Genomic DNA, 23,824 nt, shown 5'->3' with positions numbered 1-23,824 from the left:
TTTGCTTTTGATATACAAGTGAAACAAAACCAACACTTTACGAATCTCTACAAGCATAATAAATAAATTCAACTATCATTCATATTGTGAATGTATACGGAGTGAAAGCGTGGAGTATAATAATTTACCAGCCAAACGACTGAATGAACCTGGTGGCGAAGACAAGCCGCAAATTTTTCGGACTTTACGTAATATTGATCTCAATTTACTGACTATTTTTGAGGCAGTATATGTCCATAAGGGTATCGTTAACGCTGCGAAAATTCTTAATCTCACGCCTTCTGCAATAAGCCAGTCAATCCAGAAGCTACGCGCTATATTTCCTGACCCATTATTTATCCGTAAGGGCCAGGGGGTCACGCCGACGGCTTACGCCACCCATCTCCATGAGTACATCAGCCAGGGGCTGGAGTCGATTCTTGGCGCCCTGGATTTGACCGGAAGCTATGACAAGCAGAGAACCATTACCATCGGCTGCTCCCCGTCTGTGGGTGTGCTGGTGATGCCGGCGATCTTTAAGGCCGTGAAAGAGCATGCGCCACAGCTCCTGCTTCGCAATGTGCCGCTCAATGAACCTGACATTCAGCTTGCCCAGTTCCAGACGGACCTGATCATAGAAAGCGGCAGCTTCAGTGCCAGAGCGCTGGGGCAAAATGTGCTCTATGCTGATAACCTGGTGCTGGTTTGCCGCCAGCAGCATCCGGTTCTTAGCGAACCGTTGAACATCGAAAACCTGCGCAACTACGATCACTCGTCCTTCATGACCGAAGGGCAGTCTAACCATGCTCTGCGTCAGCGTATTGATGAAATTTTCCCGGAACGGCAGATCAGCTTTAGCAGTTACAATATGTTTACGACTGCATCCCTGATCGGCAGCAGCGACATGCTGTGCGTCATGCCATCACGCCTCTACAGCCTGCTACGAAAATGCTGGCCGCTGGAGAGTATTCCGCTTAGTCAGCTTAATGCGGAATCTATCGAGATTTCACTGCATTATAACAAGCTGAGCTTGCGCGACCCGGTCCTGGAAAACGTCATCCGCATTATCCGTCAGGCCTTCTGACAGGTTCAGCCAGCACACGTCCCTGCAACACGCAGGGCAAAAAGCACAAAACAACAACTATTTTACAAATTGGCGATCTGGCAGGCTGCTTTAACGACCGTTTCAATGATATACTGCCTGTCGTTCGTTCAAAAATAGTTGATAAATACAACATTCCCTTGAATTGAAACGCTTTCCTTCGATATTCGCAACTGGAACACGCACGCTATGAGTAAACCCATTGTGATGGAACGCGGTGTTAAATACCGCGATGCCGATAAAATGGCCCTTATCCCGGTTAAAAACGTGGCTACAGAGCGCGAGGCGCTGTTAAGAAAACCGGAATGGATGAAAATCAAACTTCCGGCCGACTCTTCGCGTATCCAGGGGATCAAAGCGGCGATGCGCAAGAATGGCCTTCACTCCGTATGTGAAGAAGCCTCTTGTCCGAACCTTGCCGAATGTTTCAATCACGGTACCGCGACGTTTATGATTCTGGGTGCAATCTGTACCCGCCGCTGCCCGTTCTGCGATGTTGCTCATGGCCGTCCGGTCGCACCTGATGCTAACGAACCCCAGAAACTGGCGCAGACCATCGCCGACATGGCGCTGCGCTATGTGGTCATCACCTCCGTTGACCGTGACGATCTGCGTGACGGTGGTGCTCAGCACTTCGCTGACTGTATTACGGCCATCCGCGAGAAAAGCCCTAATATCAAAATCGAGACGCTGGTGCCTGACTTCCGCGGCCGTATGGACCGCGCGCTGGATATCCTGACCGCGACGCCGCCGGATGTGTTTAACCACAACCTGGAGAACGTGCCGCGTATTTACCGTCAGGTCCGCCCGGGCGCTGACTATAACTGGTCGCTGAAACTGCTGGAGCGCTTTAAAGAAGCACATCCGCATATTCCGACCAAGTCAGGTCTGATGGTCGGTCTGGGTGAAACCAATGAAGAAATCATTGAAGTGATGCGCGATCTCCGCCGCCACGGTGTGACCATGCTGACGCTGGGGCAGTATCTGCAGCCAAGCCGCCACCACCTGCCGGTGCAGCGCTACGTGAGCCCGGACGAGTTCGATGAAATGAAAGCCGAAGCGATGGCGATGGGCTTCACCCACGCAGCCTGCGGCCCATTCGTTCGCTCCTCATACCATGCAGATATGCAGGCAAAAGGCGAAGAAGTTAAATGATGCTGTAATATTCATTTACAGTAATACAAAAAAACCGGCCTCATGAGCCGGTTTTTTTTCGCAAGCCCTCAGGCATTGCTGTCACTCTTTGTGAGAAAGCTTGTCAGCCGGGACGTCATCCTCGGCGCTTTTCTTCGCCGCAGCATCATCGTCGTTCATTGCTTTCTTAAAGCCTTTGATGGCAGCCCCCAGGTCACCACCCAGCGTGCGTAACTTCTTGGTACCAAACAGCAGGACGACCAGTGCGGCAACCACCAGCAGTTTGGTAATACTAATCTCACCCATAGATACCTTCTTTACTTAAAACAGGCTGCATTCAGCGCCAAAACCTGATTGTATTAACGGTCATTTAGCGCGTGCACACAATAGCAATCTGTAACAAGGTGAATCAAGCATTGTTGAAAAAAACATCACAATAATTGCGGTGGCGCAAAACGTCGGTTGCGAAGAACAGGTAATTGCTGGCGCGCAAGCGCAATTCTTTCTAAAAATATCTCAGCCATCAGCAAAACCGGCCCTTCCGCGGCGGCGGCAATCGTCACGCCCAGCGGATCAACCACCCTGCTCTGCCCAATATTTTTATTTCCGCACTCGCCGGACGCAACAATATAGCAGGTCGTATCCAGCGCGCGGGCCGCAAGCAGCGTCGCCCAGTGGTGCTCTTTTAGCGGCCCCCTGACCCACGCGGCAGGCAGTACCAGTACGTCCGCCCCCTGCAGCGCAAGATGAAGCGCCAGTTCGGGAAAACGCAGGTCATAGCAGGTCATCAACCCAACCTTAAACCCGTCAACATCAATTAACGGCGGAACACGGTCTCCAGGGTCAACGCGCCGCGACTCCTGTATGCTGAACGCATCATAGAGATGAAGCTTGGCATAGCGCGCGACGATGGCACCGTTGCGGATGGCTACCAGCGTATTCACCGCGCGCCCCGGCGCAGAGGGGACATGGATCGTTAAGATCGTCGTCATCGTATTGCCCACGCTCTGGGCGAGCAGCTGCTGTATAAATTCCCCCTCCAGCGGCTGGGCGGACTTTACCGACAAATCCGGGTCATTATCATCCCTGGCCAGCAGCGCTTCCGGGAGAACCAACAGCGACGCCCCTTTCTGTCGCGCCTGCACCATCAGGTTCACACACTGCATTGCGTTAACCTGCCAGTCAGGCGCAACTGCAAACTGCCCTACCGCCACATACATATTTGTCCCCTCATCCTAAACGGCGTTAAACTCGCTTCTCTTACACATCAAATAGCAGGTATTTAGCGTGTTACAACTCCTTTTGGCAGTTTTTATTGGTGGAGGCACAGGAAGCGTAGCGAGGTGGTTCCTGAGTATGCGGTTTAACCCTCTGCACCAGGCGATCCCCATGGGGACGCTGGCCGCTAACCTGATCGGTGCCTTTATCATCGGCATGGGGCTGGCCTGGTTTAACCGAATGACGCACATCGACCCCATGTGGAAGGTATTAATTACTACCGGATTCTGCGGCGGGCTAACCACCTTCTCCACCTTTTCCGCAGAAACGGTTTTTCTCTTTCAGGAAGGTCGTATCGGCTGGGCGCTGATGAATATCGGGGTTAACATGCTCGGCTCCTTTGCGATGACGGGGCTCGCATTTTGGCTATTTTCCTCTGTAAGTACGCATTAACAGCCGGACCGTTAATGTTGGCTTAATTTTTCTCTGTCACTCTGAAGGCAATACTGAACGAGGGTGACAGAATGAAACAGAGTCTGATGAGCGCAGGAATGGTGTTGCTGAGCGTGCTGATCGTGGCCAGCTTCCTGAAAATGTATCTGCTGGGCTGATTCCAAACGAAAAAAACCCGCTCAGTGAGCGGGTTTTGAAATTCTTGCTGACGCGTCTGAATTACAGAGCGATTACGTTAGCAGCAGAAGGGCCTTTGGCACCGTTAGTGATTTCGAACTCTACGCGCTGACCTTCAGCCAGAGTTTTGAAACCATTAGACTGGATTGCAGAGAAGTGTACGAACACGTCTTTGCTGCCATCTTCAGGAGTAATGAAACCGAATCCTTTGGACTCATTAAACCACTTAACGTTACCTTTAATCTTAGACATCAAAATTACCTTTACATTAAAAAACGACACAAATGCTGTGTCGGTTACCAGTACATCAATTGTGGGACCTTTTGTCCAGCGGATCTTTGAGAAAAAGTGACTAAAGTCGCGTTAATTTTCACTCACAGATTTTTATCGTTTATGAATCAACGCCTGCGCGTTTTTTCACCAGAACGCGACGTTTTGTCAGTTAAAACTGAAAACGCATCCAGGCGAAGTAAACGTTTCCGTTGTTGTATGTCCCCGGAATGTAGGTCATCTGGAACGTTGCGGGGCCATAGCCAATAGAGGCCAGGGGCAGCAGCACCGGGATCGGGATGTAGTTCCAGTTGTCACGCGCGGTGACCCCGGCGGTATAGCCCAAACCGACGTGGAAGTTCTCGTCCGCGAGCGGTCGCCAGGTTTTTTCCCAACCATAACCCCCAATCGGCTCCCATTTATTAAACGAGTCCTTGAAGGCCATCAGATAGATGCCGTGCCAGTTTCCCTTTTCATCCCAGCGCGACTGACCAAAACCCGCGCCCCACGGACGCTCGTTGTATTTATCGGTTTTCTCTTTGTCATAAGCAAAACGCGCATGCCACGTTATTGCCGGAACATAGAGATCGTAATGTTCAGGTGCCGTCCAGGTCTGGGAGACATTATCCGTAAAGGTTGAGAACCAGCCTTTACCCGTCGCGTTACCTTCTGCCTGTGCAACAGAAGAAAACGTTAACTGCCCAAAAATACACAACAAAATAGAGAAAAATGTATTACGTACGATCACAATGCAATTACCATTCTTAGTATTCGAGGCAAAGTTTACCATAAAATAGTTGAATCAACGCTTAACGGCATGGGCGTTATTCCTAATTGTTCCTCCTCTTTCCGGGAATATTCTTAAATAAAGCGGGGACCAGCCTCAAATAATCTCACTATGAGTAAGGTTTATTGCATATAACCATCCAAATCAATAACATACAAAACAACACATAACATTAACAATTTGTTATCATTATTGGGACATGTTGCGCTGTTTCTGATGGTCAAGGGCGGCGTGACATAAATGTCTGGGCCATGGCAAAAACGCGGTTGTTCTGTTCTCTAGTCGTCTGTTTATTGATTTTAATCAGCAAGAGCAGGCCAATTATTCGGCACATTTTCATCCTTATTTTTTTTATTGATTTTTTGTGCTCCATTACAGCAGAGATACAGGGGAAATCATGCTTACGTTATTCGAGCTCCTTATTGGCGTCGTCGTCATTGTCGGCGTCGCGCGCTACATCATTAAAGGCTACTCGGCCACGGGCGTATTATTTGTAGGCGGCTTAACGCTGCTGATTATCAGCGCACTCATGGGGCACCAGGTGTTACCTGCCAGCGCGGCCAGCACCGGTTACACCGCTACCGATATTGTTGAATATATTAAGATACTGCTCATGAGCCGCGGCGGCGACCTGGGCATGATGATCATGATGCTGTGTGGTTTTGCGGCCTACATGACCCACATTGGTGCCAACGACATGGTCGTTAAGCTGGCCTCCAAACCCCTGCAATACATCAACTCGCCGTATCTGCTCATGGTCGCCGCCTATTTCCTCGCCTGCCTGATGTCGCTGGCCGTTTCGTCGGCGACCGGACTGGGCGTACTGCTGATGGCGACGCTGTTCCCGGTTATGGTGAACGTTGGCATCAGCCGCGGCGCGGCAGCGGCCATTTGCGCGTCTCCGGCAGCCATTATTCTCTCCCCAACCTCCGGCGACGTTGTGCTCGCGGCAAAGGCGGCAGAGATGTCGCTCATCGACTTCGCCTTTAAAACCACGCTACCGATCTCCATTGTTGCGATTGTCGGCATGGGTATCGCGCATTTCTTCTGGCAGCGCTATCTCGATAAGAAAGAAAACATCAGCCATGAAATGATGGACGTAAGTGAAATCACCACCACCGCTCCCGCGTTTTATGCCATCCTGCCCTTCACGCCCATTATCGGGGTGCTGATTTTTGACGGCAAATGGGGTCCGCAGCTGCACATCATTACCATTCTGGTCATCTGTATGCTGCTGGCCGCCGTGCTGGAGTTTGTGCGCGGTTTCAACACGCAAAAAGTTTTCTCGGGTCTGGAAGTGGCCTATCGCGGTATGGCGGATGCCTTCGCTGGCGTGGTGATGCTGCTGGTTGCCGCCGGCGTTTTTGCCCAGGGTCTGAGCACCATCGGCTTTATCCAGAGCCTGATCTCTATCGCCACCTCGTTCGGCTCGGCCAGTATTATCCTGATGCTGGTTCTGGTGGTGCTCACCATGCTGGCGGCCATGACTACCGGTTCCGGTAATGCGCCTTTCTACGCTTTCGTTGAGATGATCCCGAAACTGGCCCACTCCTCCGGTATTAACCCGGCCTATCTCTCCATTCCCATGCTGCAGGCGTCAAACCTGGGCCGCACCATTTCCCCGGTGTCGGGCGTGGTGGTCGCCGTTGCGGGGATGGCGAAAATCTCACCATTTGAGGTCGTCAAACGCACCTCAGTGCCCGTTTTGGTGGGTCTGATTATCGTGATTATCGCCACGGAAGTGCTGGTCCCCGGCGCTGCCTAAGCGAAATTCTGGATATCCAAAAAGCGCCTGCGGGCGCTTTTTGTGCTTTAATAACTCCCAGAAATTAATCACGCTCATTCGATCAGGAAATTATATGTTCAGGAAGGATATCGTCATCCCGTCTGGCGCAATGGCGCTTGCACTTTGTATCTTCTCCGCACAGTCGGAACCGCTCAAGGCAACACAGTATGGCGATTTCGATCGCTATGTGCTGGCGCTGTCCTGGCAAACCGGATTTTGCCAGAGCATGGTTGAGCGCAACCGCAATGAACCTGACGAATGTCGCCTGCAGAAAGAGCTCGAGAATAAAGCCGATTTTCTGACCGTTCACGGACTCTGGCCCGGCCTGCCAAAATCGATTGCCGCACGCGGCGTGGATGAGCGTCGATGGATGCGTTTCGGCTGTGCCACGCGGCCCATCCCGAACATGCCGGAAGTGAAGGCCAGCCGCAAATGCGATGCCGCCGAAACCGGACTGTCGCTTTCCGCTGCCGCGAAGCTTAACGACGTAATGCCGGGCGCGGGCGGAAATTCCTGCCTGGAACGTTACGAATATGCCAAACATGGCGTCTGCTTTGGTTTCGACCCCGATGCCTATTTCGGCACGATGGTGCGGTTGAATCAGGAGGTTAAAAACAGCGCGGTCGGTAAATTCCTCGCCGATAGCTACGGGAAACCCGTCAGTCGCAGCGACTTTGACAGTGCCGTTGCCCAAAGCTGGGGCAAGGAGAACATCAAGGCGATCAAGCTGACCTGCAACGGCAACCCGGCGTATCTCACCGAGATGCAGATTTCGCTGAAGGCTGACGCCATCAACAACCCGCTTTCTTCGGCGTCATTTGCTCCGCAGCCACATCCGGGTAACTGCGGAAAACAGTTCGTGATCGATAAAGCCGGTTACTGATCCGCGCCCGGGCGCACCATATCAAACCGGTTTTCATCGCTGATGCCATAATACGCCGTCGGCCCACCCGCTCGCAGGATGGGCTGCGCTTTCGCCGTCTGATAGATCCCCTCTTCCAGCAGCGTTTCATCGATATGGATACCGATCACCTCCCCCAACACCAGCCAGGTATCCACCGGCGTACCGTCGGCACCGGTAAGCTGAATGCACTGCGACAGGCGGCACTCAAAGTTCACCGGGCTTTCTGCGACGCGCGGGGCGTTCACCAGCAGGCTCGCCGCGGGCGTCAGCCCGGCAAAGCTAAATTCATCCCGATCGTGCGGCAGCATTGCCGAGGTTTGGTTCATCGCTTGCGCGAGATCGCGCGTGGCCAGATTCCAGACAAACTCTTTTGTCTCATGAATATTACGCACGCTGTCCTTCCAGCCGTTGCTGGAAAAGCCGATGATCGGCGGGCGATAGTTAAAGCAGTTAAAGAAGCTATACGGCGCGAGGTTCAGCTGACCGGCCTTATCGCATGAGGAGATCCAGCCGATCGGACGTGGACCAATAATGGCGTTCAGCGGATCGTGCGGCAGGCCATGCCCCTGGGACGGTTGGTAGAAGTACATAGTTCTCTCTCGTTGATGGGCAACGCCCGGGTTCAGGACACTCAGCGTAACGTATTCTGCCCGGAATGAAGACTGAATAAATTTCAGCGAAAATTCATATGGCGCATGAATGTGACCTTCATCACTTCAAACTTATGCGCTCAGCCAGTATCATCGGGAGAGTTAAACCCTCGCTGCCAGACGGCGAGGGTTTTCTTTTGGAACCGTTTCTGCGTTAGACGCAGCATTAACGACATGGAGTAAAAATGTCCAGACCTACCATTATCATCAACGAGCTCGACGCAGAACGTATTGACCGGCTGCTGGAAAAAGCGGAGTTTGCCTCACTTCCCGTGGCCGATGCCCTGAATGAGGAGCTCGACCGGGCACAGATGTGCACGCCTGAGACGATGCCTCATGACGTGGTCACCATGAACAGCCAGGTGAAATTCCGCAACCTGACTACCGGTGAAGAGCTGACCCGCACGCTGGTTTACCCGGCCCAGATGACCGACAGCAGCGCGCAGCTTTCTGTCCTTGCGCCGGTGGGCGCCGCGCTGCTCGGCCTCCGCGCGGGCGATACCATTCACTGGGAGCTGCCGGGCGGTGCCTCTACCCATCTGGAAGTGCTGGAGCTGCTCTACCAGCCGGAAGCCGCGGGCGATTACCTGCGTTAATCTCTTCTGAACAAGCGCCTCCGCGTTGCACAGAGGATGCAGCTGCATCCTCTTTCCGTAAATTCACCCTAATTTCCTATACCGCGCAAAATGGCCTTCATCCACGCTTAATCTGTTTTAGTGCCGCGGGGACGGTCATGAGTGAGATACTGGCTATCACACTTATCTTTCTGGTTTTTGTGGCGATTATCGTCGCGGCCGTGCTCTGTCTGGAGCGCTACGGATAAGCGTCACTCTCATGCAACCCCACCCGGGAAGGCATTCACCAGCCCCTTAACCTTCTGCTCTGCGGCTTCGGGTGTGTCTGCTCCGGGGACCAGAATCACCTTCCGGCACTCCTCCTCGCGTTTTTCGAATACCTTATAGGCGCGTTCCGCGTCAGCAAGAGGGAGATAATGGGTCACGATCTCTTCCGGCGTCAGCAGCCCTTTTTCAATCAGCGGTAACAGTTCGCCCAGCCAGGCGTGGACGTGGGTCTGGCCCATCTTAAACGTCAGCCCCTTGTCAAACGCATCGCCAAACAGGAAGCCATGGATAAACCCGGCGTACACGCCGGGTACGCTAACCACCCCACCGCGACGAACGGCCGCAATGCACTGGCGCAACGCTTTGCCGCTGCTGCCTTCAAGCTTAAGGTTGCTGAGGATCGTTTCCGTGGTACTGCCTTTTGCTTCGAACCCTACGGCATCAATCACGGCGTCAACGCCGCGCTGGCCAGCGGTCTGCTCAATGATTTTTTCCGCGGCGTCGTTATCTTCATCAAAGTTGATGGGGATTGCGCCATAGCGCGCCTCGGCAAATCGCAAACGATATGGGTGATGATCGACAACGAAGATCTGCTCTGCCCCTAACAGCCGCGCGCAGGCGATGGTCAGTAACCCCACCGGCCCGGCCCCGAAGACCGCTACGCTTGAGCCTTTTTCAATCTGCGCATTCTTTGCTGCCTGCCAGGCCGTGGGCAAAATATCGGACAGGAACAGCGCCTTATCGTCGGAAAGGAGTTGCGGGACCTTAAAAGGCCCGACGTTGCCTTTTGGCACGCGAACGTATTCCGCCTGGCCGCCCGGCACGCCGCCGTAGAGATGGCTATAGCCAAACAGCGCGGCCGGCGCGGGGATTTGCTTTTTGTTCAGCGCGGCGCCCTGCCCGGCATTGGTATTCTCACAGGCCGCGTACTGCTGTAGCCGACAAAAGAAACAGTCTCCGCAGGCGATGACGAAGGGGATCACCACGCGATCGCCTTTTTGCAAATTCTTCACCTCTGCGCCGCGCTCGACGACCTCCCCCATAAACTCATGGCCAAATATATCGCCGTGCTGAACTTTTGGGATCTTTCCGCGATAGAGATGCAGGTCGGAGCCGCAGATAGCCGTGGCCGTGACGCGCAGAATGATATCGTCGGGCTGCTCGATGATGGGATCGGGGACATTCTCAACGCGCACATGGTGCGGACCGTGATACGTCAGTGCTTTCATGCGACCTCCGGAAGGTGCCAGGTAAGTGTATAAGGGTAGCTACCCCTGAAGGTCTGCCCCGGAATACGGGCCTTTTGAGATTTATCCTGGCAAGATAAGAAAACTGACGGGGCGCTTACAGAAACCATGGGTATTTTATGGTTAAATGAATTCAGCGTTTATAAACAAGGAGAAACGGGTATGTATCAGAGAATCATTATGCCGGTTGATGTTTTTGAGATGGAGCTGAGCGACAAGGCCGTTCGCCATGCGGAGTTTCTGGCGCAGCAGGACGGCGTCATCCATCTGCTACACGTTTTGCCGGGATCCGCCAGCCTGAGCCTTCACCGCTTTGCCGCCGACGTGCGCCGCTTCGAAGAGCATTTGCAGCACGAAGCGGAAACGCGCCTGCAAACCATGGTCAGCCACTTCAGCATCGACCCTTCACGCATTAAAACGCACGTCAGATTCGGCAGCGTACGCGATGCGGTCAACGAACTGGCGAACGAGCTGAAAGCCGACGTGGTGGTCATCGGTTCGCGCAACCCGTCCATTACCACCCATCTGCTCGGCTCTAACGCCTCCAGCGTGATCCGCCACACGCACATTCCGGTGATGGTCGTAAGATAAAAATAAGATAAAAAAAGAGGCCACCTTTCGGTGGCCTCTCGCTATTGCAGGTGTAGCCTTACTTTCTTCTATTATGCGGTTTTGGTGCGAATCAGGTAGTCAAACGAACTCAGCGACGCCTTCGCCCCTTCGCCCGTGGCGATAATGATCTGCTTGTACGGCACGGTGGTGCAGTCGCCCGCCGCAAACACGCCCTTCACGCTGGTTTCGCATTTTGCGTCGATGATGATTTCGCCCATGCGGTTGCGCTCAATCGCGCCTTCCAGCCAGGTGGTGTTCGGCAGCAGACCAATCTGGACGAAAATCCCCGAAAGCTGAACGCTGTGCACGTCGCCGCTCACGCGGTCGCGGTATTCCAGGCCGGTCACCTTGCTGCCGTCGCCCTTCACTTCCGTGGTTTGCGCATTCAGCACGATGTCGACGTTTTTCAGGCTGCGAACCTTATCCTGCAGAACCTGGTCGGCCTTCATCTCTGGCGCGAACTCCAGCAGGGTAACGTGTTCAACAATCCCCGCCAGGTCGATAGCCGCTTCCACGCCGGAGTTACCGCCGCCGATTACCGCCACGCGTTTCCCCTTAAACAGCGGGCCGTCGCAGTGCGGGCAGTAGGTCACGCCTTTGGTGCGATACTGCTCTTCGCCCGGGACGTTCATGTTGCGCCATTTCGCACCGGTGGCAATGATGATGCTGCGCGCTTTCAGCACCGCGCCGGACGCGGTTTCAATCTGGTGCAATCCGCCCTCGACGGCTGCCGGCACCAGCCTGCTGGCGCTCTGGCTGTCGATCACGTCCACGTCGTAGTCGCTGACGTGCGCCTTCAGCGCGCCGGCCAGCTTCTGGCCTTCGGTCTTCGGCACGGAGATGTAGTTCTCAATGTCCACGGTATCGAGCACCTGGCCACCGAAGCGTTCGCCCATCAGGCCGGTACGGATGCCTTTACGCGCGGAGTAAACCGCTGCCGCCGCGCCCGCAGGGCCGGAACCGACGATCAGCACGTCGTAGGCATCGCGTTTGTTCAGCGCTTCCGCCGCACGTTTTTCGGCACCGGTATCCACTTTGCCTACAATTTCGGTCAGCGTCATGCGACCCTGGCCAAACTCCTGACCGTTCAGATACACCGCCGGAACGCCCATCACGTTGCGATCGGTGATCTCATTCTGGAAGGTACCGCCGTCAATCGCCGTGTGCTTGATGCGCGGGTTGAGTACCGACATCAGGTTCAGCGCCTGCACCACGTCCGGGCAGTTGTGGCAGGAGAGCGAGTAATAGGTTTCAAATTCGAAATCACCGTCGATATCGCGGATCTGTTCCAGCAGCGCCTGCGCTTCTTTTGACGGATGACCACCGGTCCACAGCAGGGCCAGCACCAGCGAGGTAAATTCGTGACCCAGCGGAGAGCCGGCAAAGCGCGGTCCCTGGTCGGAGCCTGGGTTGGTAATCAGGAAAGAGGGCTTACGGACCGGCAGCGCGTTGTCTTCTTTGAAGGTCACTTTCGGCGACAGTTCGGCGATCTCCGCCAGCAGTTCCTTGATCTCTGCCGATTTGGCGCTGTCGTCCAGCGTGGCAATCAGCTCAACGGGTTTGTTCAGTTTCTCAAGGTAGGCCTTGAGCTGGGTTTTCATGTTTGTGTCGAGCATTGTTCTTCCCTCTCTTAAGACGTCATCATGCAAGCTGCCTTGTGCGGGCGGCCTGAATGCAACTTGCATCATGGTGCTGGAATGAAATGGGCGCGGGTGCGCCCATCGAATGCCGGGTGGCACTTCGTTTACCCGGCCTACGGCTGTTGTAGGCCTGTGCAAGCGCAGCGCCGCCAGGCAAGAAAGGCTTAGATTTTACCCACCAGATCCAGAGATGGAGCCAGCGTTGCTTCGCCTTCTTTCCATTTAGCCGGGCACACTTCGCCTGGGTGAGAAGCCACGTACTGAGCGGCTTTCACTTTACGCAGCAGGTCAGACGCATCACGGCCGATACCTTCAGCGGTAACTTCGATGGCCTGGATAATGCCCTGCGGGTCAACAACGAAGGTGGCACGGTCAGCCAGGCCTTCATCTTCACGCATGTTGTCGAAGTTACGGGTCAGGGCGCCAGTCGGGTCACCGATCATCGCGTATTTGATTTTTGCGATGGTTTCAGAGCTGCTGTGCCATGCTTTGTGGGTGAAGTGGGTATCGGTAGACACAGAGTAAACGTCCACGCCCAGCTTCTGCAGTTCGTCGTAGTGGTCTGCCACGTCGCCCAGTTCAGTCGGGCAAACGAAGGTGAAGTCAGCCGGATAGAAGAAGAAGACGCTCCAGCGGCCTTCGGTATCTTTCTCGGTAACTTCGATGAACTCACCGTTTTTGAACGCCTGGTTTTTGAAAGGTTTAATTTTGGTGTTAATCAAAGACATCTGTACTTCCTCCGTGTTTTCGTTGAGATGTAAGGTAACCAACTTTATCCATCGGGGCTAATGCGTATGCTTTATCAAATCAATCAGCCAAACCTTACAACGCTAACAAGACAACGTGATGAACTGAATTAATGGAAGGCCGAAATGTAAAAAGGCCGCCCTGGTGGGCGGCCCTGATACCTGAACTTTCCACAGGAACTTTCAGTGCCAGCCTGAACTGGCGTTGCGTTGCGCTCTACATACCTTGATCTCAAGGCGGTAACAGCCCCCTGATTACAGCATCCGCAATGACGCAGGGCAATGGATGCAAGGGGTAATCTTATCTATGACTGCGATAGGTTTTACCAAACGGTGCAGGCCGCGTGTTCGTTATCGAAACCGCGGCTAAAAATAAAAACGCGTGATAATTCTCTGTCCATATATAAATCAAACTATTTATATTCAATTTTATTTTCTTTTTTAAAGATAAAAATATCTTAATTATTATTGAAGTTCTATTTCATTAATCTATTTTCGTGATATATTAAGTTGGTTTTCAATAACAATTAAGTTAGTTAACTATCATGGATGGTAAATGGTTAACTTAGTTCTATAGTTATCAGTGATGTGATAACGAACCGCAGCGCACTCAGGATGAAACATGGCAAATCTTTACGACCTCAAAAAATTCGATCTCAACCTGTTGGTTATTTTTGAATGTATCTACCAGCACCTGAGCATCAGCAAGGCAGCAGAAACGCTCTACATTACCCCGTCGGCGGTCAGTCAATCGCTGCAGCGGCTGCGCAACCAGCTCAGCGATCCTCTCTTTATCCGTTCGGGAAAAGGCATTACCCCCACCACGGTGGGCGTCAATCTTCACCATCATCTTGAGCAAAACCTCAATCAGCTTGAGCAGACGATTAACATCATGAATGCGTCTACGCTTAAGAAAAATTTTGTGGTCTATAGCCCGCAGATCCTGACGACGCAAAACCTGCTTTCTCCGCTTAAGCTATTAATGAGCAATCATAATTATGAGATAGAGCTTCACGATATGCTGCTGAGCGCAGATTCAGCAGAAGACCTGCTGGCGTACCGTAAAGCGGATCTCATCTTCTCGATGGCGCCGATCAACAACCGTTCAATGGTTTGCGTTCCTTACGCATCTTACAAAATCATTTTGATATGCAGCCAGGATCATCCTCGTATCAAAGACGTTGTTTCAATGGAGGACCTCCAGGAAGAGAAGTTTACGTTGTTCATGAGTGATGAACCCGGTATTAAGAACTACCAGGCCCAGACTGAGGAAGTGCACGCCGAAAAAAAAGTTATTTTCCGCTGTGATTCAGCGTCCACCATCCTCGCCATGATTAGCGCCTCGGATTTAATCGGATACATGCCGGAAGTCTTATATGAAAAATACAAAGACGTCTTGCGTTTCAAGAAAGTTAATGCTCCCTTCACACCACCTCCAATGGATGTCTTTATGATTTATAATCGTTCAGCACTCAACAACGCGGTTTTCTCGTCATTCATTGAACAAATTACAAAAAAATAACCAGCGGGGTTGTGAGCATCACAACCCTTAACCTTTCATTAAAATATAACCCCCATGTATAGATAACAAAAACATTGCTCTTTTCCATTTACCTGCGCTTTTTTTCCTCTAGTATTATTCTCTCTCCATTATTGACACCCATAAGGTATTTATATCCAGGGAGGCGTTTGGCTATGTCAATGTGTAAGTATCCGCTTAATCAAAATGTCCTTGAGGCCGCGAAAGAGCGCATTACATGGGCGCTTGAGAATCTACCCAGGGTTTGTGTTTCATTTTCAGGCGGGAAAGATTCAACCATAATGCTGCATTTGACGGCCCAGCAGGCCCGAAAAATGGGAAAGAAAATCTCTCTGCTCTTTATCGACTGGGAAGTGCAGTTCACTTATACCATTCAGCACGTAAATAATATGATGGCGCAATACGCCGATGTTATTGAGAACTGCTGGTGGGTTGCGCTACCGCTCACCACGCAAAATGGTCTTACGCAATTTAACCCCGAATGGCAATGCTGGGAGCCCGGCAAACAGTGGGTGCGCCAGCCGCCCGAAGGGGCCATTACCGATTCAGCTTACTTCGATTTCTACCAGCCGGGCATGACGTTTGAGGCTTTTGTTCGCGCGTTTTCAGACTGGTTTGCCGCAAACCGTCCGGCGGCAATGTTGGTCGGCATCCGCGCCGATGAATCCTACAATCGTTTTTTGACTATCGCGAACGCGCGTAAGCGGCGCTTTGCCGATGACAAACCCTGGACCAGCGCCTCCCCGGGTGGCCACGCCTGGTACATCTATCCGCTTTACGACTGGAAAACCGCCGATATCTGGACATGGTTTGCTAAAACGGGCGGATGCTACAACCCCCTTTACGATCTGATGTTTCAGGCAGGCGTTCCACCACGCTATATGCGCATTTGTGAGCCGTTTGGCCCGGAACAGCGCCAGGGACTGTGGCTTTATCATATTGTTGAGCCGGAACGCTGGGCGGCGATGTGCGAGCGGGTAAGCGGCGTGCACAGCGGAGGGATCTATGCGGGCCAGGACAATCACTTCTATGGCCACCGTAAAATCCTCAAACCCGACGCGCTCAGCTGGCGCGAATACGCCATGCTGCTGCTCGACAGCATGCCGCAAACGACGGCAGAGCATTACCGCAATAAAATTGCGATTTATTTGCACTGGTATCAAAAGCGAGGCATGGACGATATCCCGGACACCCAGGAAGCCGATATCGGGACAAAAGATATTCCGTCCTGGCGACGCGTGTGCAAGGTATTGCTCAACAATGACTACTGGTGTCGCGCCCTTTCATTCAGTCCTAACAAACCGAAGCACTATCAGCGCTACAGCGAACGAATAAAGTCAAAACGCAAGGAATGGGGGATCTTATGCAGCAACGATTGATTAAAGAGATGGAGCACTATCTTCAGTCTCTTCCCGAAGACAAACGCATTGAAGCCATCAATGCCTTTCGCCAGGCCATCCATGAAAATAGCCCTTTTCGCGAGCAGCCTGTCGACTGCGTGCTGTGGATAAAACAGGACGAGATTACCGCGAATGATTACAACCCCAATAACGTCGCGCCGCCGGAAAAACGTCTGCTCTGTAAATCGCTCGAGATAGATGGCTTCACGCAGCCCATCGTGGTGACGGAGAGCGATCCTCAGCATTATGAAATTGTCGACGGCTTTCACCGTCACGAGATTGGTTCAAACCGGGCGGTATTAAAGCGCCAGCTCAAAGGTTACCTGCCGGTAACCTGTCTGCGAAAAGCGCGGCAGAAAAAGCTCGACCGGATGGCGGCGACCATCCGCCATAACCGGGCGCGAGGCCGACACCAGATTAACGCGATGTCCGATATCGTCCGCGAACTGGCTCAGCTTGGCTGGAATGACGAGAAAATCGGCAAAGAACTGGGTATGGATCGCGACGAGGTTCTGAGGCTTAAGCAGATTAGCGGTCTGCTGGAACTCTTTGCAGACCGCCGTTATTCCGAAGCCTGGACGGTCAAGTAATCAGAGCGCGCTCAGGCGCTCTGCCGCCGCCAGCAGCGTCGATTCCTGTTTCGCAAAGCAGAGACGAATCAGCCTGTGCGGGAAGGGATCGGCGCAAAAGACAGAGAGCGGAATAGCCGCAACGCCCACCTCTTTGGTCAGCCACTGGCAGAAGCTGACGTCATCCAGCTCGGAAATGGCGCTGTAGTCCGCCAGCAGGAAGTAGGTCCCTTCCGCAGGCAGGATCTCCAGACGGCTTTGGCTCAGCGCGGACACAAACAGATCCCGGCGCTCGCGATAGAAACGCGGCAGCTCGCGGTAATGCTGGGGTTCTGCGCGCAGCATATCCGCCAGCGCCAGCTGAGCCGGTGTGTTGACGGCAAAGGTCAGGTACTGATGCACCTTGCGCAGCTCAGCGCTAATCGCGGCAGGTGCAATGCAGTAGCCCACCTTCCAGCCGGTCATATGGTAAGTCTTACCGAAAGAAGAGACGGCGATAGCACGCTCGCGAAGCTGGGGATGGGCCAGCACGCTGGCGTGCCCCTCTTCTGCAAAGCAGATGTGCTCATACACTTCATCGCTCAGCACGAAAATTTCACGTTCGGCAATTGCCTGCCACAGCGTCGCAAAATCGGCTTTCTGCCACACGGTCGCGGACGGGTTATGCGGGGTGTTCAGGATCACCAGGCGGGTTTTATCACTCAGCAGCGCGGCAAATGCCTGCCAGTCCGGGCGGAAGTGCGGCGGCTGTAACGCCACGCGTTTCACCACGCCGCCGGAGAGTTCAACCGCAGGCGCATAGCTGTCGTAGCTCGGGTCAAAGCAGATCACTTCATCGCCCGCGCGCACCAGCGCGGTGATGGCCGCATACAGCGCTTCGGTCGCCCCTGCCGTCACCGTGATATCACTGTTCGCATCGGGCTTATGGCCATATAGTTCCGCCGTTTTGTCCGCAATCGCCTCCCGCAGCGCCTGTACGCCCGTCATCGGCGCATACTGATTCGCCCCCTGCGCCACGTGATAAGCCAGACGCGCCTGCAGATACGCCGGGCCGTCAAAGTCCGGGAACCCCTGAGAAAGGTTGATGGCGCTGTGCTGCTGCGCCAGAGCACTCATTTGCGTAAAGATTGTCGTTCCCAGGTTGGGCAGTTTACTTTGTGGAATCAATGGGTTGTTGCTCATTGCGCGGCGCCTGTTTGTAATACTGTTGTTGCTGCCACTATAACACGATGTTAGTCTTTGGCAATCAAGACGCTTAGACGTCTATATGCTATGAATATTCCTGGCCGAGAGGGTAAAAGGAAATGACAGACAACCTGCAACTCACACATCTTGTTGATGCCTGCCGCTGGATTGGCGCCAAAGGCTGGGCTCCCGCCACCGGCGGCAACATGTCGGTACGTCAGGACAAACATCTCTGCTGGCTCAGCGAATCCGGGAAAGACAAAGGCAGCCTGACAACGAAGGATTTTCTCCAGGTCGAGATCGCCACCAACCGCGCGCCGTCTGGCCGAAGGCCGTCGGCGGAAACCGGTCTGCACACGCTGATTTATCGCCTGTTCCCGGAAGCCAACGCCGTCCTGCACGTTCACACGGTTAACGCCACGGTGCTGTCCCGCCTGGTCAAAGAAGCCGAGCTCCACATCAGCGGCTTCGAAATGCAAAAAGCCCTCACCGGACAGACCACGCATCTGGATACGGTGGCTATCCCGGTCTTTGATAATGACCAGGATATCGACGCCCTCGCCTCGCGCATTGCCCATTACGCGCAGGAACGTCCGCTTAATTATGGTTTTCTTCTGCGCGGCCATGGCTTAACCTGCTGGGGACGCGATGTGGCCGAAGCCCGCCGTCATCTGGAAGGACTGGAATTCCTGTTTGAATGTGAAATGCGTTTACGCCAACTGGAGAGAGTATGATTCGCGCGATTGTGACGGATATTGAAGGGACCACCAGCGATATTCGTTTTGTCCATGATGTTTTGTTCCCCTACGCGCGCGAGCGGCTGGCGGCCTTCGTGACGGCGCAGCAGTACGCCGAGCCGGTGAAATCCATTCTGGACAACCTGCGTGATGAAATCGGCAACCCGCACGCCAGCGTCAGCGAGCTAATCGACGCCCTGTTTGCCTTTATGGACGAAGACCGCAAATCCACGGCCCTCAAAGCGCTGCAGGGGATCATCTGGCACGACGGCTATGTGAACGGCGACTTTACCGGCCACCTCTACCCGGACGTGCTGCCCGCGCTGGAAAAATGGAAAGCGCAAGGGATTGATCTCTATGTTTATTCCTCTGGCTCCGTCGCCGCGCAGAAACTGTTATTTGGCTACAGCGACGAAGGTGATATTACTCATCTGTTCAGCGGCTATTTTGATACCCACATCGGCGCCAAGCGCGAGGTGCAGTCTTATCAAAACATTGCGGCGCAAACGGGCATCGCCCCGTCGCAGATCCTGTTCCTGTCCGATATTCATCAGGAGCTGGACGCGGCTGAACGGGCAGGTTTTCGCACCCTGCAGCTGATTCGCGGTGATGATGACGGCGCGAGCCATCACCATCAGGTCCACCAGTTTGACGAGATTAATCCGGAGCAGATCCCTTCATGAGCGCATTGACCCTTTATTCCGACAAAGACGCCAGCCAGCCGCTGTGGCACAGCACCGACGCGGCAGAGATTGCCCAACGGCTCAACGCTAAGGGCGTGCGCTTCGAACGCTGGGCGGCTGACCGTGATTTAGGCCAGGATCCCGCCCCTGAAGCCGTGATCGAGGCGTATCAGCATGCGATCGACAGGCTGGTGGCGGAGAAAGGCTATCAGAGCTGGGACGTCATCAGCCTGCGCGCCGACAACCCGCAGAAAGAGGCGCTGCGCGCGAAGTTCCTGAATGAGCACACCCACGGCGAAGACGAAGTCCGCTTTTTCGTCGAGGGCGCGGGCCTGTTCTGCCTGCACATCGGCGACGAGGTGTATCAGGTGCTGTGCGAGAAAAACGATCTGATTTCCGTCCCCGCGGGTACGCCGCACTGGTTTGATATGGGCTCAGAGCCGAACTTTACGGCGATTCGTATTTTCGATAACCCGGAAGGCTGGGTGGCGCAGTTTACCGGTGACGCCATTGCGGATGCGTATCCGCGCCTCGCGTGATCTGCCAGCACGGAGCTATCCCCTCGCCCCTCTGGGGAGAGGGTTAGGGTGAGGGGAACATGTGGCTCAGGTAGTAAGTTCCATATTCAGGCATTAATTAAATACTGGCGATAATTCTCTGCACATCTGCGCCAACTAACCTCGCCAGATGTACAAACTCCACCACGTCTAGCCTACGCTCACCGTTTTCCACTTTTGCAATAAACGATTGTGGTTTATCTAAGGCCTCAGCAAGCTGCGCCTGAGTAATCCCCTTCTCTTTACGAGCTTTCTTCAACGCATTGATAACACGCTGGTATTCATCCGAGTAGACTGAAGCCATTGTTCCGATTTCCTACAAATATCCTGAAATCGAATATCCACCCATTGCGTTTTTATCCCAAAACAGGATAATTCAGCGCGTAACAAACACATGTAAGGAGGACACAATGCGTCATCAGAACTGGCATCCTGCCGATATCATTGCCGCACTAAAGAAACATGGAACAAGCCTGGCTGCGTTGTCACGAAAGGCTGGCCTTTCCTCATCCACGCTGGCAAACGCGCTTACCCGACCATGGCCCAAAGGTGAACTGCTTATCGCTCAGGCGCTAGACATTCCACCCGATGTGATATGGCCGGAAAGATACTTTGATGAAAAGGGAGCGCCAGTTTTTCGTCAGATGAGGAATACCAAAAAGAGAAATCTGTCTTCAACATAATCAATACATTCTCCCCCTCACCCCAACCCTCTCCCTCAAGGGAGAGGGGGTCTCAAACCCTTCACATACCCCACCAGCTGATCCAGCACAATCCTCCACCCGTCGTGGAAACCCATCTGCTCGTGCTGCTCGCGGATTTCCTTCGTGGGGTGGCGCGCTATCGCCGTGTAGCGGGTTTTGCCCTCGCCAACATCCTCCAGCAGCAAAATCGCGGTCATGAACGGTTTCTCCGCCGGTTTCCAGCCTTCGGTGTAGCCGTCGGTAAAAACCAGCTTTTTACCGGGATCGATTTCCAGAAATACGCCGCGGTTATCCATCCGCTGCCCGTCCACCTCAAACACGGTGTTGAACCGCCCGCCCACGCGGAGGTCGAGGTCGCATTCGGTGACCTTATGGGGCGCAGGGATGAAGAAATTTTTGATGTGCTCTGGCGTGGTCCAGCAGAGCCACAGCAGGTCGCGCGGTGCATCCACCACGCGCTCCAGCTTTAAGTCTGTTTCAGGATCGAGCGTCACGATGATGTCCTCTAAAGGGAGACCCTTAAAGGATAGCCAGGCTCAGGCAAATTTCCCTTCCGCGACCTCTTGCGGCGTGACCACCCCCGTATCCAGCACCCAGCCGCTAATCAGCGAGGCTGGCGTAACGTCAAACGCCGGGTTATAGACCTGCGCGTCTTCCGGTGCCCACTGCACCGCGCCAAAGCTTCCGGCGGCGCCCGTCACCTCGCTGGCAGCGCGCTGCTCAATCGGGATCGCGTCACCGTTCGGGCAGTCCGGATCGAGTGTCGTTTGCGGCGCGGCCACGTAGAACGGAATGCCGTGGAATTTCGCCAGCACCGCCAGAGAATAGGTCCCAATCTTGTTCGCCACGTCGCCGTTGGCCGCAATACGGTCTGCGCCCACCCACACGGCATCCACCAGCCCTTTCGCCATCAGGCTGGCGGCCATGGAGTCGGTAATCAGACGATACGGCACGCCCAGCTCGCCGAGCTCCCACGCCGTCAGCCTGCCACCCTGTAAGAGCGGACGGGTTTCATCCACCCAGACGTTGCTCACGTTGCCATCCTGATGCGCCCGGGCAATCACGCCCAGCGCGGTGCCGACGCCCGCCGTTGCCAGGCCGCCGGTGTTGCAGTGGGTCAGCAGGCGGCTGCCGGGCTTCACCAGCGCGCTGCCCGCTTTCGCAATCGCGTCACAAAGCCGTTTGTCTTCGTCGATCAGGCGCAGCGCCTCCGCCACCAGTGCCGGAACATACTCTTCCTGCCAGAGCGCCAGCTTCATGCGGTCGAGGTTGTTCATCAGGTTCACCGCCGTCGGGCGGGACGCGCGCAGCGTTTCCAGCGCCATCGCCAGCTCGTCGCGGCTTTTGCCGTTTTCCGCCAGCAGGGCCAGCAGCAGGCTTGCAGAGAGACCAATCAGCGGCGCGCCGCGCACCCGTAAAGCGTGGATATGCCCTACCAGCGTCTCTACCGTCGAGGCCTCCAGCCAGCGTTTCTCCTGCGGAAGCGCCTGCTGGTCGAGAATAAAAAGCTGATTATCCGCCACCCGCAGGCTGGTCGTCTGTAATGTCTGCATGTCGTTAATTCCCTGTTGCGTTGTTGTAGCACATTGTGTCAGGATGAAATCCAGATGTATAGACGTCTACATGTCTTTATTAGCAATCTTGTGAGGAGCAGGCCATGTCGCAATACCGTACCTTTACCGCTCAGGACGCCGTGGAGTATGCCAGGCAGTTTGGCGGACTTGACGATCCGTTATCGCTGGTAGAGGCGCAGGAAGTTGGCGACGGCAACCTCAATCTGGTGTTCAAAATCTTCGACAGCGCAGGCGTGAGCCGCATCGTCGTTAAGCAGGCGCTGCCCTACGTGCGCTGCGTCGGCGAGTCGTGGCCGCTGACGCTGGACCGCGCGCGTCTGGAGGCGGAAACCCTGGTCGAGCATTACCAGCACAGCCCGCAGCACACCGTAAAAATCCACCACTTCGACCCGGAGCTGGCGGTGATGGTGATGGAAGATCTCTCCAGCCATCGCATCTGGCGCGGCGAGCTGATTAAAAACATTTATTACCCGCAGGCGGCGCGTCAGCTGGGTGAATACCTCGCAAGCGCGCTGTTCCACACCAGCGATTTCTACCTGCACCCGCATGCGAAAAAAGCGCAGGTGGCGAAATTCATCAACCCGGAGATGTGCGAGATCACCGAAGATCTGTTCTTCAACGATCCGTACCAGATCCACGAGCGCAACAGCTACCCGGCCGAGCTGGAAAATGACGTCGCCGCCCTGCGCGACGACGGCCAGTTGAAGATTGCCGTAGCCTCCCTGAAGCACCGCTTCTTCTCGCACGCTGAGGCGCTGCTGCACGGCGATATCCACAGCGGGTCGATTTTTGTGGCGGACGGCAGCCTGAAGGCTATCGACGCCGAGTTCGGCTATTTCGGGCCGATTGGCTTTGACGTCGGCACCGCCATCGGCAACCTGCTGCTCAACTTCTGCGGCCTGCCGGGGCATCTGGGCATTCGCGATGCCGCCGCCGCGCGCGAGCAGCGCCTGACCGATATTCAGGCGCTGTGGAACACCTTCGCGGAGCGCTTCCAGGCGCTGGCAAATGAGAAAACGCGCGATGCCGCGCTCGGCGCGCCGGGCTATGCCTCCGCGTTTCTGAAGAAGGTCTGGCATGACGCGATTGGCTTCTGCGGCACCGAGCTGATTCGCCGCAGCGTCGGGCTTTCCCACGTCGCGGATATCGACACCATCCAGGATGACGCCATGCGCCACGAATGCCTGCGCCACGCGATTACGCTCGGCAAGGCGCTGATTCTCATTGCCGACCGCATCGACAGCGTGGAAGATCTGGTGGCGCGCGTTCGGCAGTACAGCTGAGAACATTTGCCCGGTGGCGCTGCGCTTACCGGGCCTACGGGTACA

General features: G+C 54.5%; 28 protein-coding genes. 16 read left to right on the top strand and 12 right to left on the bottom strand.

All coding sequences use genetic code 11. From position 1 onward, the window contains the following. The first annotated feature begins 109 nt into the window (after nucleotides 1-109). Both ACJBF3_RS16925 and lipA read left to right on the top strand, forming a co-directional pair. On the top strand, nucleotides 110-1,063 hold the full coding sequence (locus ACJBF3_RS16925; protein ID WP_045325743.1) for a YbeF family transcriptional regulator: 954 nt from the start codon (nucleotides 110-112) through the stop codon (nucleotides 1,061-1,063). A 207-nt stretch (nucleotides 1,064-1,270) separates the two neighbouring features. Beyond that, nucleotides 1,271-2,236: a lipoyl synthase gene (gene lipA / locus ACJBF3_RS16920; protein WP_023334887.1), complete on the top strand. Its 966-nt coding sequence runs from the start codon at nucleotides 1,271-1,273 to the stop codon at nucleotides 2,234-2,236. Between the two features lie 81 nt (nucleotides 2,237-2,317). Here the strand turns inward: lipA and tatE are convergent, their stop codons facing one another. After that, entirely contained in the window at nucleotides 2,318-2,521 is a 204-nt protein-coding gene (tatE, locus tag ACJBF3_RS16915; RefSeq protein WP_023310742.1) for a twin-arginine translocase subunit TatE, read from the bottom strand. A 125-nt stretch (nucleotides 2,522-2,646) separates the two neighbouring features. Beyond that, on the bottom strand, nucleotides 2,647-3,435 hold the full coding sequence (locus ACJBF3_RS16910) for a deaminated glutathione amidase (RefSeq protein WP_045325741.1): 789 nt from the start codon (nucleotides 3,433-3,435) through the stop codon (nucleotides 2,647-2,649). 67 nt (nucleotides 3,436-3,502) lie between these two features. Here ACJBF3_RS16910 and crcB point away from each other — a divergent pair, with 67 nt between their 5' ends. After that, the gene (crcB, locus tag ACJBF3_RS16905; RefSeq protein ID WP_045325738.1) at nucleotides 3,503-3,886 is read left to right on the top strand and encodes a fluoride efflux transporter CrcB; all 384 of its coding nucleotides are present in this window, start codon (nucleotides 3,503-3,505) and stop codon (nucleotides 3,884-3,886) included. Nucleotides 3,887-4,105: 219 nt separating this feature from the next. On the opposite strand, the gene cspE is transcribed toward crcB, so the two are convergent. Next, nucleotides 4,106-4,315, bottom strand: a complete 210-nt coding sequence (gene cspE / locus ACJBF3_RS16900; protein WP_002439184.1) for a transcription antiterminator/RNA stability regulator CspE — start codon at nucleotides 4,313-4,315, stop codon at nucleotides 4,106-4,108. Between the two features lie 190 nt (nucleotides 4,316-4,505). Further along, nucleotides 4,506-5,123: a lipid IV(A) palmitoyltransferase PagP gene (gene pagP / locus ACJBF3_RS16895; RefSeq protein WP_045325736.1), complete on the bottom strand. Its 618-nt coding sequence runs from the start codon at nucleotides 5,121-5,123 to the stop codon at nucleotides 4,506-4,508. A gap of 394 nt (nucleotides 5,124-5,517) precedes the next feature. Between pagP and dcuC the strand changes: the two genes are divergently transcribed. Together dcuC and rna are read left to right on the top strand one after the other, a co-directional pair. Further along, entirely contained in the window at nucleotides 5,518-6,885 is a 1,368-nt protein-coding gene (gene dcuC, locus ACJBF3_RS16890; protein WP_045325734.1) for an anaerobic C4-dicarboxylate transporter DcuC, read from the top strand. Between the two features lie 130 nt (nucleotides 6,886-7,015). Next, nucleotides 7,016-7,789, top strand: coding sequence for a ribonuclease I (gene rna, locus ACJBF3_RS16885; protein ID WP_371196657.1), 774 nt, complete (start codon nucleotides 7,016-7,018; stop codon nucleotides 7,787-7,789). Here the strand turns inward: rna and ACJBF3_RS16880 are convergent. Next, nucleotides 7,783-8,400, bottom strand: coding sequence for a flavin reductase family protein (locus ACJBF3_RS16880; RefSeq protein WP_045325731.1), 618 nt, complete (start codon nucleotides 8,398-8,400; stop codon nucleotides 7,783-7,785). The two genes, rna and ACJBF3_RS16880, sit on opposite strands and share 7 nt — an antisense overlap. 245 nt (nucleotides 8,401-8,645) lie before the next feature. On the opposite strand from ACJBF3_RS16880, the gene rnk reads away from it, so the two are divergent. Both rnk and yldA read left to right on the top strand, forming a co-directional pair. Continuing rightward, nucleotides 8,646-9,056, top strand: coding sequence for a nucleoside diphosphate kinase regulator (gene rnk / locus ACJBF3_RS16875; protein WP_045325729.1), 411 nt, complete (start codon nucleotides 8,646-8,648; stop codon nucleotides 9,054-9,056). A 137-nt stretch (nucleotides 9,057-9,193) separates the two neighbouring features. Beyond that, nucleotides 9,194-9,283 carry a small membrane protein YldA gene (gene yldA / locus ACJBF3_RS16870; RefSeq protein ID WP_274533061.1) on the top strand — a complete coding sequence of 30 codons (90 nt, stop codon included), beginning with the start codon at nucleotides 9,194-9,196 and terminating at the stop codon, nucleotides 9,281-9,283. 9 nt (nucleotides 9,284-9,292) lie between these two features. On the opposite strand, the gene ACJBF3_RS16865 is transcribed toward yldA, so the two are convergent. Continuing rightward, nucleotides 9,293-10,531 (bottom strand): zinc-dependent alcohol dehydrogenase, encoded by a 1,239-nt coding sequence (locus ACJBF3_RS16865; protein WP_045325727.1) that lies wholly within the window; start codon nucleotides 10,529-10,531, stop codon nucleotides 9,293-9,295. Between the two features lie 180 nt (nucleotides 10,532-10,711). On the opposite strand from ACJBF3_RS16865, the gene uspG reads away from it, so the two are divergent. Further along, a complete protein-coding gene (gene uspG, locus ACJBF3_RS16860) occupies nucleotides 10,712-11,140 on the top strand; it encodes a universal stress protein UspG (RefSeq protein ID WP_023310731.1) in 429 nt (142 codons plus the stop codon). Between the two features lie 71 nt (nucleotides 11,141-11,211). Here uspG and ahpF read toward each other — a convergent pair whose 3' ends face one another. Together ahpF and ahpC are read right to left on the bottom strand one after the other, a co-directional pair. After that, nucleotides 11,212-12,777: an alkyl hydroperoxide reductase subunit F gene (gene ahpF / locus ACJBF3_RS16855; RefSeq protein ID WP_045325724.1), complete on the bottom strand. Its 1,566-nt coding sequence runs from the start codon at nucleotides 12,775-12,777 to the stop codon at nucleotides 11,212-11,214. 188 nt (nucleotides 12,778-12,965) lie between these two features. Then, complete coding sequence (gene ahpC, locus ACJBF3_RS16850) at nucleotides 12,966-13,529, bottom strand: alkyl hydroperoxide reductase subunit C (protein ID WP_008501015.1); 564 nt, start codon at nucleotides 13,527-13,529, stop codon at nucleotides 12,966-12,968. Between the two features lie 640 nt (nucleotides 13,530-14,169). On the opposite strand from ahpC, the gene ACJBF3_RS16845 reads away from it, so the two are divergent. The 3 genes from ACJBF3_RS16845 (at nucleotide 14,170) to ACJBF3_RS16835 (ending at nucleotide 17,077) form a co-directional block, all read left to right on the top strand. Next, on the top strand, nucleotides 14,170-15,069 hold the full coding sequence (locus ACJBF3_RS16845; RefSeq protein ID WP_045325722.1) for a DNA-binding transcriptional repressor CitR: 900 nt from the start codon (nucleotides 14,170-14,172) through the stop codon (nucleotides 15,067-15,069). Nucleotides 15,070-15,242: 173 nt separating this feature from the next. Beyond that, nucleotides 15,243-16,466 (top strand): phosphoadenosine phosphosulfate reductase, encoded by a 1,224-nt coding sequence (locus tag ACJBF3_RS16840; RefSeq protein ID WP_045325720.1) that lies wholly within the window; start codon nucleotides 15,243-15,245, stop codon nucleotides 16,464-16,466. Next, nucleotides 16,451-17,077, top strand: coding sequence for a ParB/RepB/Spo0J family partition protein (locus ACJBF3_RS16835; RefSeq protein WP_045325719.1), 627 nt, complete (start codon nucleotides 16,451-16,453; stop codon nucleotides 17,075-17,077). The genes ACJBF3_RS16840 and ACJBF3_RS16835 overlap by 16 nt, the downstream gene beginning before the upstream one ends. On the opposite strand, the gene ACJBF3_RS16830 is transcribed toward ACJBF3_RS16835, so the two are convergent. Then, nucleotides 17,078-18,238 (bottom strand): pyridoxal phosphate-dependent aminotransferase, encoded by a 1,161-nt coding sequence (locus ACJBF3_RS16830; RefSeq protein ID WP_045325717.1) that lies wholly within the window; start codon nucleotides 18,236-18,238, stop codon nucleotides 17,078-17,080. Between the two features lie 122 nt (nucleotides 18,239-18,360). On the opposite strand from ACJBF3_RS16830, the gene ACJBF3_RS16825 reads away from it, so the two are divergent. Genes ACJBF3_RS16825 through ACJBF3_RS16815 form a run of 3 tightly spaced genes read left to right on the top strand, consistent with a single transcriptional unit; the run spans nucleotide 18,361 to nucleotide 20,200 of the window. After that, nucleotides 18,361-18,975, top strand: coding sequence for a methylthioribulose 1-phosphate dehydratase (locus ACJBF3_RS16825; protein ID WP_045325715.1), 615 nt, complete (start codon nucleotides 18,361-18,363; stop codon nucleotides 18,973-18,975). After that, nucleotides 18,972-19,661 (top strand): acireductone synthase, encoded by a 690-nt coding sequence (mtnC, locus tag ACJBF3_RS16820; protein ID WP_045325713.1) that lies wholly within the window; start codon nucleotides 18,972-18,974, stop codon nucleotides 19,659-19,661. The genes ACJBF3_RS16825 and mtnC overlap by 4 nt, the downstream gene beginning before the upstream one ends. Then, the gene (locus tag ACJBF3_RS16815; RefSeq protein WP_045325710.1) at nucleotides 19,658-20,200 is read left to right on the top strand and encodes an acireductone dioxygenase; all 543 of its coding nucleotides are present in this window, start codon (nucleotides 19,658-19,660) and stop codon (nucleotides 20,198-20,200) included. The genes mtnC and ACJBF3_RS16815 overlap by 4 nt, the downstream gene beginning before the upstream one ends. 97 nt (nucleotides 20,201-20,297) lie before the next feature. Here ACJBF3_RS16815 and ACJBF3_RS16810 read toward each other — a convergent pair whose 3' ends face one another. Further along, on the bottom strand, nucleotides 20,298-20,522 hold the full coding sequence (locus tag ACJBF3_RS16810; protein ID WP_045325709.1) for a helix-turn-helix transcriptional regulator: 225 nt from the start codon (nucleotides 20,520-20,522) through the stop codon (nucleotides 20,298-20,300). 106 nt (nucleotides 20,523-20,628) lie between these two features. Between ACJBF3_RS16810 and ACJBF3_RS16805 the strand changes: the two genes are divergently transcribed. Further along, nucleotides 20,629-20,901: a helix-turn-helix transcriptional regulator gene (locus ACJBF3_RS16805; RefSeq protein WP_045325706.1), complete on the top strand. Its 273-nt coding sequence runs from the start codon at nucleotides 20,629-20,631 to the stop codon at nucleotides 20,899-20,901. Nucleotides 20,902-20,936: 35 nt separating this feature from the next. Here ACJBF3_RS16805 and ACJBF3_RS16800 read toward each other — a convergent pair whose 3' ends face one another. Both ACJBF3_RS16800 and mtnA read right to left on the bottom strand, forming a co-directional pair. Further along, on the bottom strand, nucleotides 20,937-21,416 hold the full coding sequence (locus ACJBF3_RS16800; protein ID WP_045325704.1) for an SRPBCC family protein: 480 nt from the start codon (nucleotides 21,414-21,416) through the stop codon (nucleotides 20,937-20,939). A gap of 42 nt (nucleotides 21,417-21,458) precedes the next feature. After that, nucleotides 21,459-22,475, bottom strand: coding sequence for an S-methyl-5-thioribose-1-phosphate isomerase (gene mtnA / locus ACJBF3_RS16795; RefSeq protein ID WP_045325703.1), 1,017 nt, complete (start codon nucleotides 22,473-22,475; stop codon nucleotides 21,459-21,461). Nucleotides 22,476-22,579: 104 nt separating this feature from the next. Between mtnA and mtnK the strand changes: the two genes are divergently transcribed. Beyond that, nucleotides 22,580-23,779, top strand: a complete 1,200-nt coding sequence (mtnK, locus tag ACJBF3_RS16790; protein WP_045325702.1) for an S-methyl-5-thioribose kinase — start codon at nucleotides 22,580-22,582, stop codon at nucleotides 23,777-23,779. Nucleotides 23,780-23,824: the final 45 nt, after the last annotated feature.

Origin of the sequence: Enterobacter sp. PP-008-ECC_S150 (assembly GCF_045257065.1) — a bacterium.
Lineage (GTDB): Bacteria > Pseudomonadota > Gammaproteobacteria > Enterobacterales > Enterobacteriaceae > Enterobacter > Enterobacter chengduensis.
This window is presented reverse-complemented; position numbering and strand designations above follow the sequence as displayed.

Bases quoted from the DNA above. Each gene is read 5' to 3' on its own strand.
- ahpF (WP_045325724.1), bottom strand. From the start codon at position 12,777: ATGCTCGACACAAACATGAAAACCCAGCTCAAGGCCTACCTTGAGAAA.
- ACJBF3_RS16910 (WP_045325741.1), bottom strand. From the start codon at position 3,435: ATGTATGTGGCGGTAGGGCAGTTTGCAGTTGCGCCTGACTGGCAGGTT.
- uspG (WP_023310731.1), top strand. From the start codon at position 10,712: ATGTATCAGAGAATCATTATGCCGGTTGATGTTTTTGAGATGGAGCTG.
- yldA (WP_274533061.1), top strand. From the start codon at position 9,194: ATGAGTGAGATACTGGCTATCACACTTATCTTTCTGGTTTTTGTGGCG.
- pagP (WP_045325736.1), bottom strand. From the start codon at position 5,123: ATGGTAAACTTTGCCTCGAATACTAAGAATGGTAATTGCATTGTGATC.
- ahpC (WP_008501015.1), bottom strand. From the start codon at position 13,529: ATGTCTTTGATTAACACCAAAATTAAACCTTTCAAAAACCAGGCGTTC.
- ACJBF3_RS16835 (WP_045325719.1), top strand. From the start codon at position 16,451: ATGCAGCAACGATTGATTAAAGAGATGGAGCACTATCTTCAGTCTCTT.
- ACJBF3_RS16825 (WP_045325715.1), top strand. From the start codon at position 18,361: ATGACAGACAACCTGCAACTCACACATCTTGTTGATGCCTGCCGCTGG.
- ACJBF3_RS16815 (WP_045325710.1), top strand. From the start codon at position 19,658: ATGAGCGCATTGACCCTTTATTCCGACAAAGACGCCAGCCAGCCGCTG.
- ACJBF3_RS16880 (WP_045325731.1), bottom strand. From the start codon at position 8,400: ATGTACTTCTACCAACCGTCCCAGGGGCATGGCCTGCCGCACGATCCG.
- ACJBF3_RS16845 (WP_045325722.1), top strand. From the start codon at position 14,170: ATGGCAAATCTTTACGACCTCAAAAAATTCGATCTCAACCTGTTGGTT.
- mtnC (WP_045325713.1), top strand. From the start codon at position 18,972: ATGATTCGCGCGATTGTGACGGATATTGAAGGGACCACCAGCGATATT.
- tatE (WP_023310742.1), bottom strand. From the start codon at position 2,521: ATGGGTGAGATTAGTATTACCAAACTGCTGGTGGTTGCCGCACTGGTC.
- cspE (WP_002439184.1), bottom strand. From the start codon at position 4,315: ATGTCTAAGATTAAAGGTAACGTTAAGTGGTTTAATGAGTCCAAAGGA.
- mtnA (WP_045325703.1), bottom strand. From the start codon at position 22,475: ATGCAGACATTACAGACGACCAGCCTGCGGGTGGCGGATAATCAGCTT.
- dcuC (WP_045325734.1), top strand. From the start codon at position 5,518: ATGCTTACGTTATTCGAGCTCCTTATTGGCGTCGTCGTCATTGTCGGC.
- lipA (WP_023334887.1), top strand. From the start codon at position 1,271: ATGAGTAAACCCATTGTGATGGAACGCGGTGTTAAATACCGCGATGCC.
- rna (WP_371196657.1), top strand. From the start codon at position 7,016: ATGGCGCTTGCACTTTGTATCTTCTCCGCACAGTCGGAACCGCTCAAG.
- mtnK (WP_045325702.1), top strand. From the start codon at position 22,580: ATGTCGCAATACCGTACCTTTACCGCTCAGGACGCCGTGGAGTATGCC.
- ACJBF3_RS16830 (WP_045325717.1), bottom strand. From the start codon at position 18,238: ATGAGCAACAACCCATTGATTCCACAAAGTAAACTGCCCAACCTGGGA.
- rnk (WP_045325729.1), top strand. From the start codon at position 8,646: ATGTCCAGACCTACCATTATCATCAACGAGCTCGACGCAGAACGTATT.
- ACJBF3_RS16865 (WP_045325727.1), bottom strand. From the start codon at position 10,531: ATGAAAGCACTGACGTATCACGGTCCGCACCATGTGCGCGTTGAGAAT.
- ACJBF3_RS16810 (WP_045325709.1), bottom strand. From the start codon at position 20,522: ATGGCTTCAGTCTACTCGGATGAATACCAGCGTGTTATCAATGCGTTG.
- ACJBF3_RS16840 (WP_045325720.1), top strand. From the start codon at position 15,243: ATGTCAATGTGTAAGTATCCGCTTAATCAAAATGTCCTTGAGGCCGCG.
- ACJBF3_RS16805 (WP_045325706.1), top strand. From the start codon at position 20,629: ATGCGTCATCAGAACTGGCATCCTGCCGATATCATTGCCGCACTAAAG.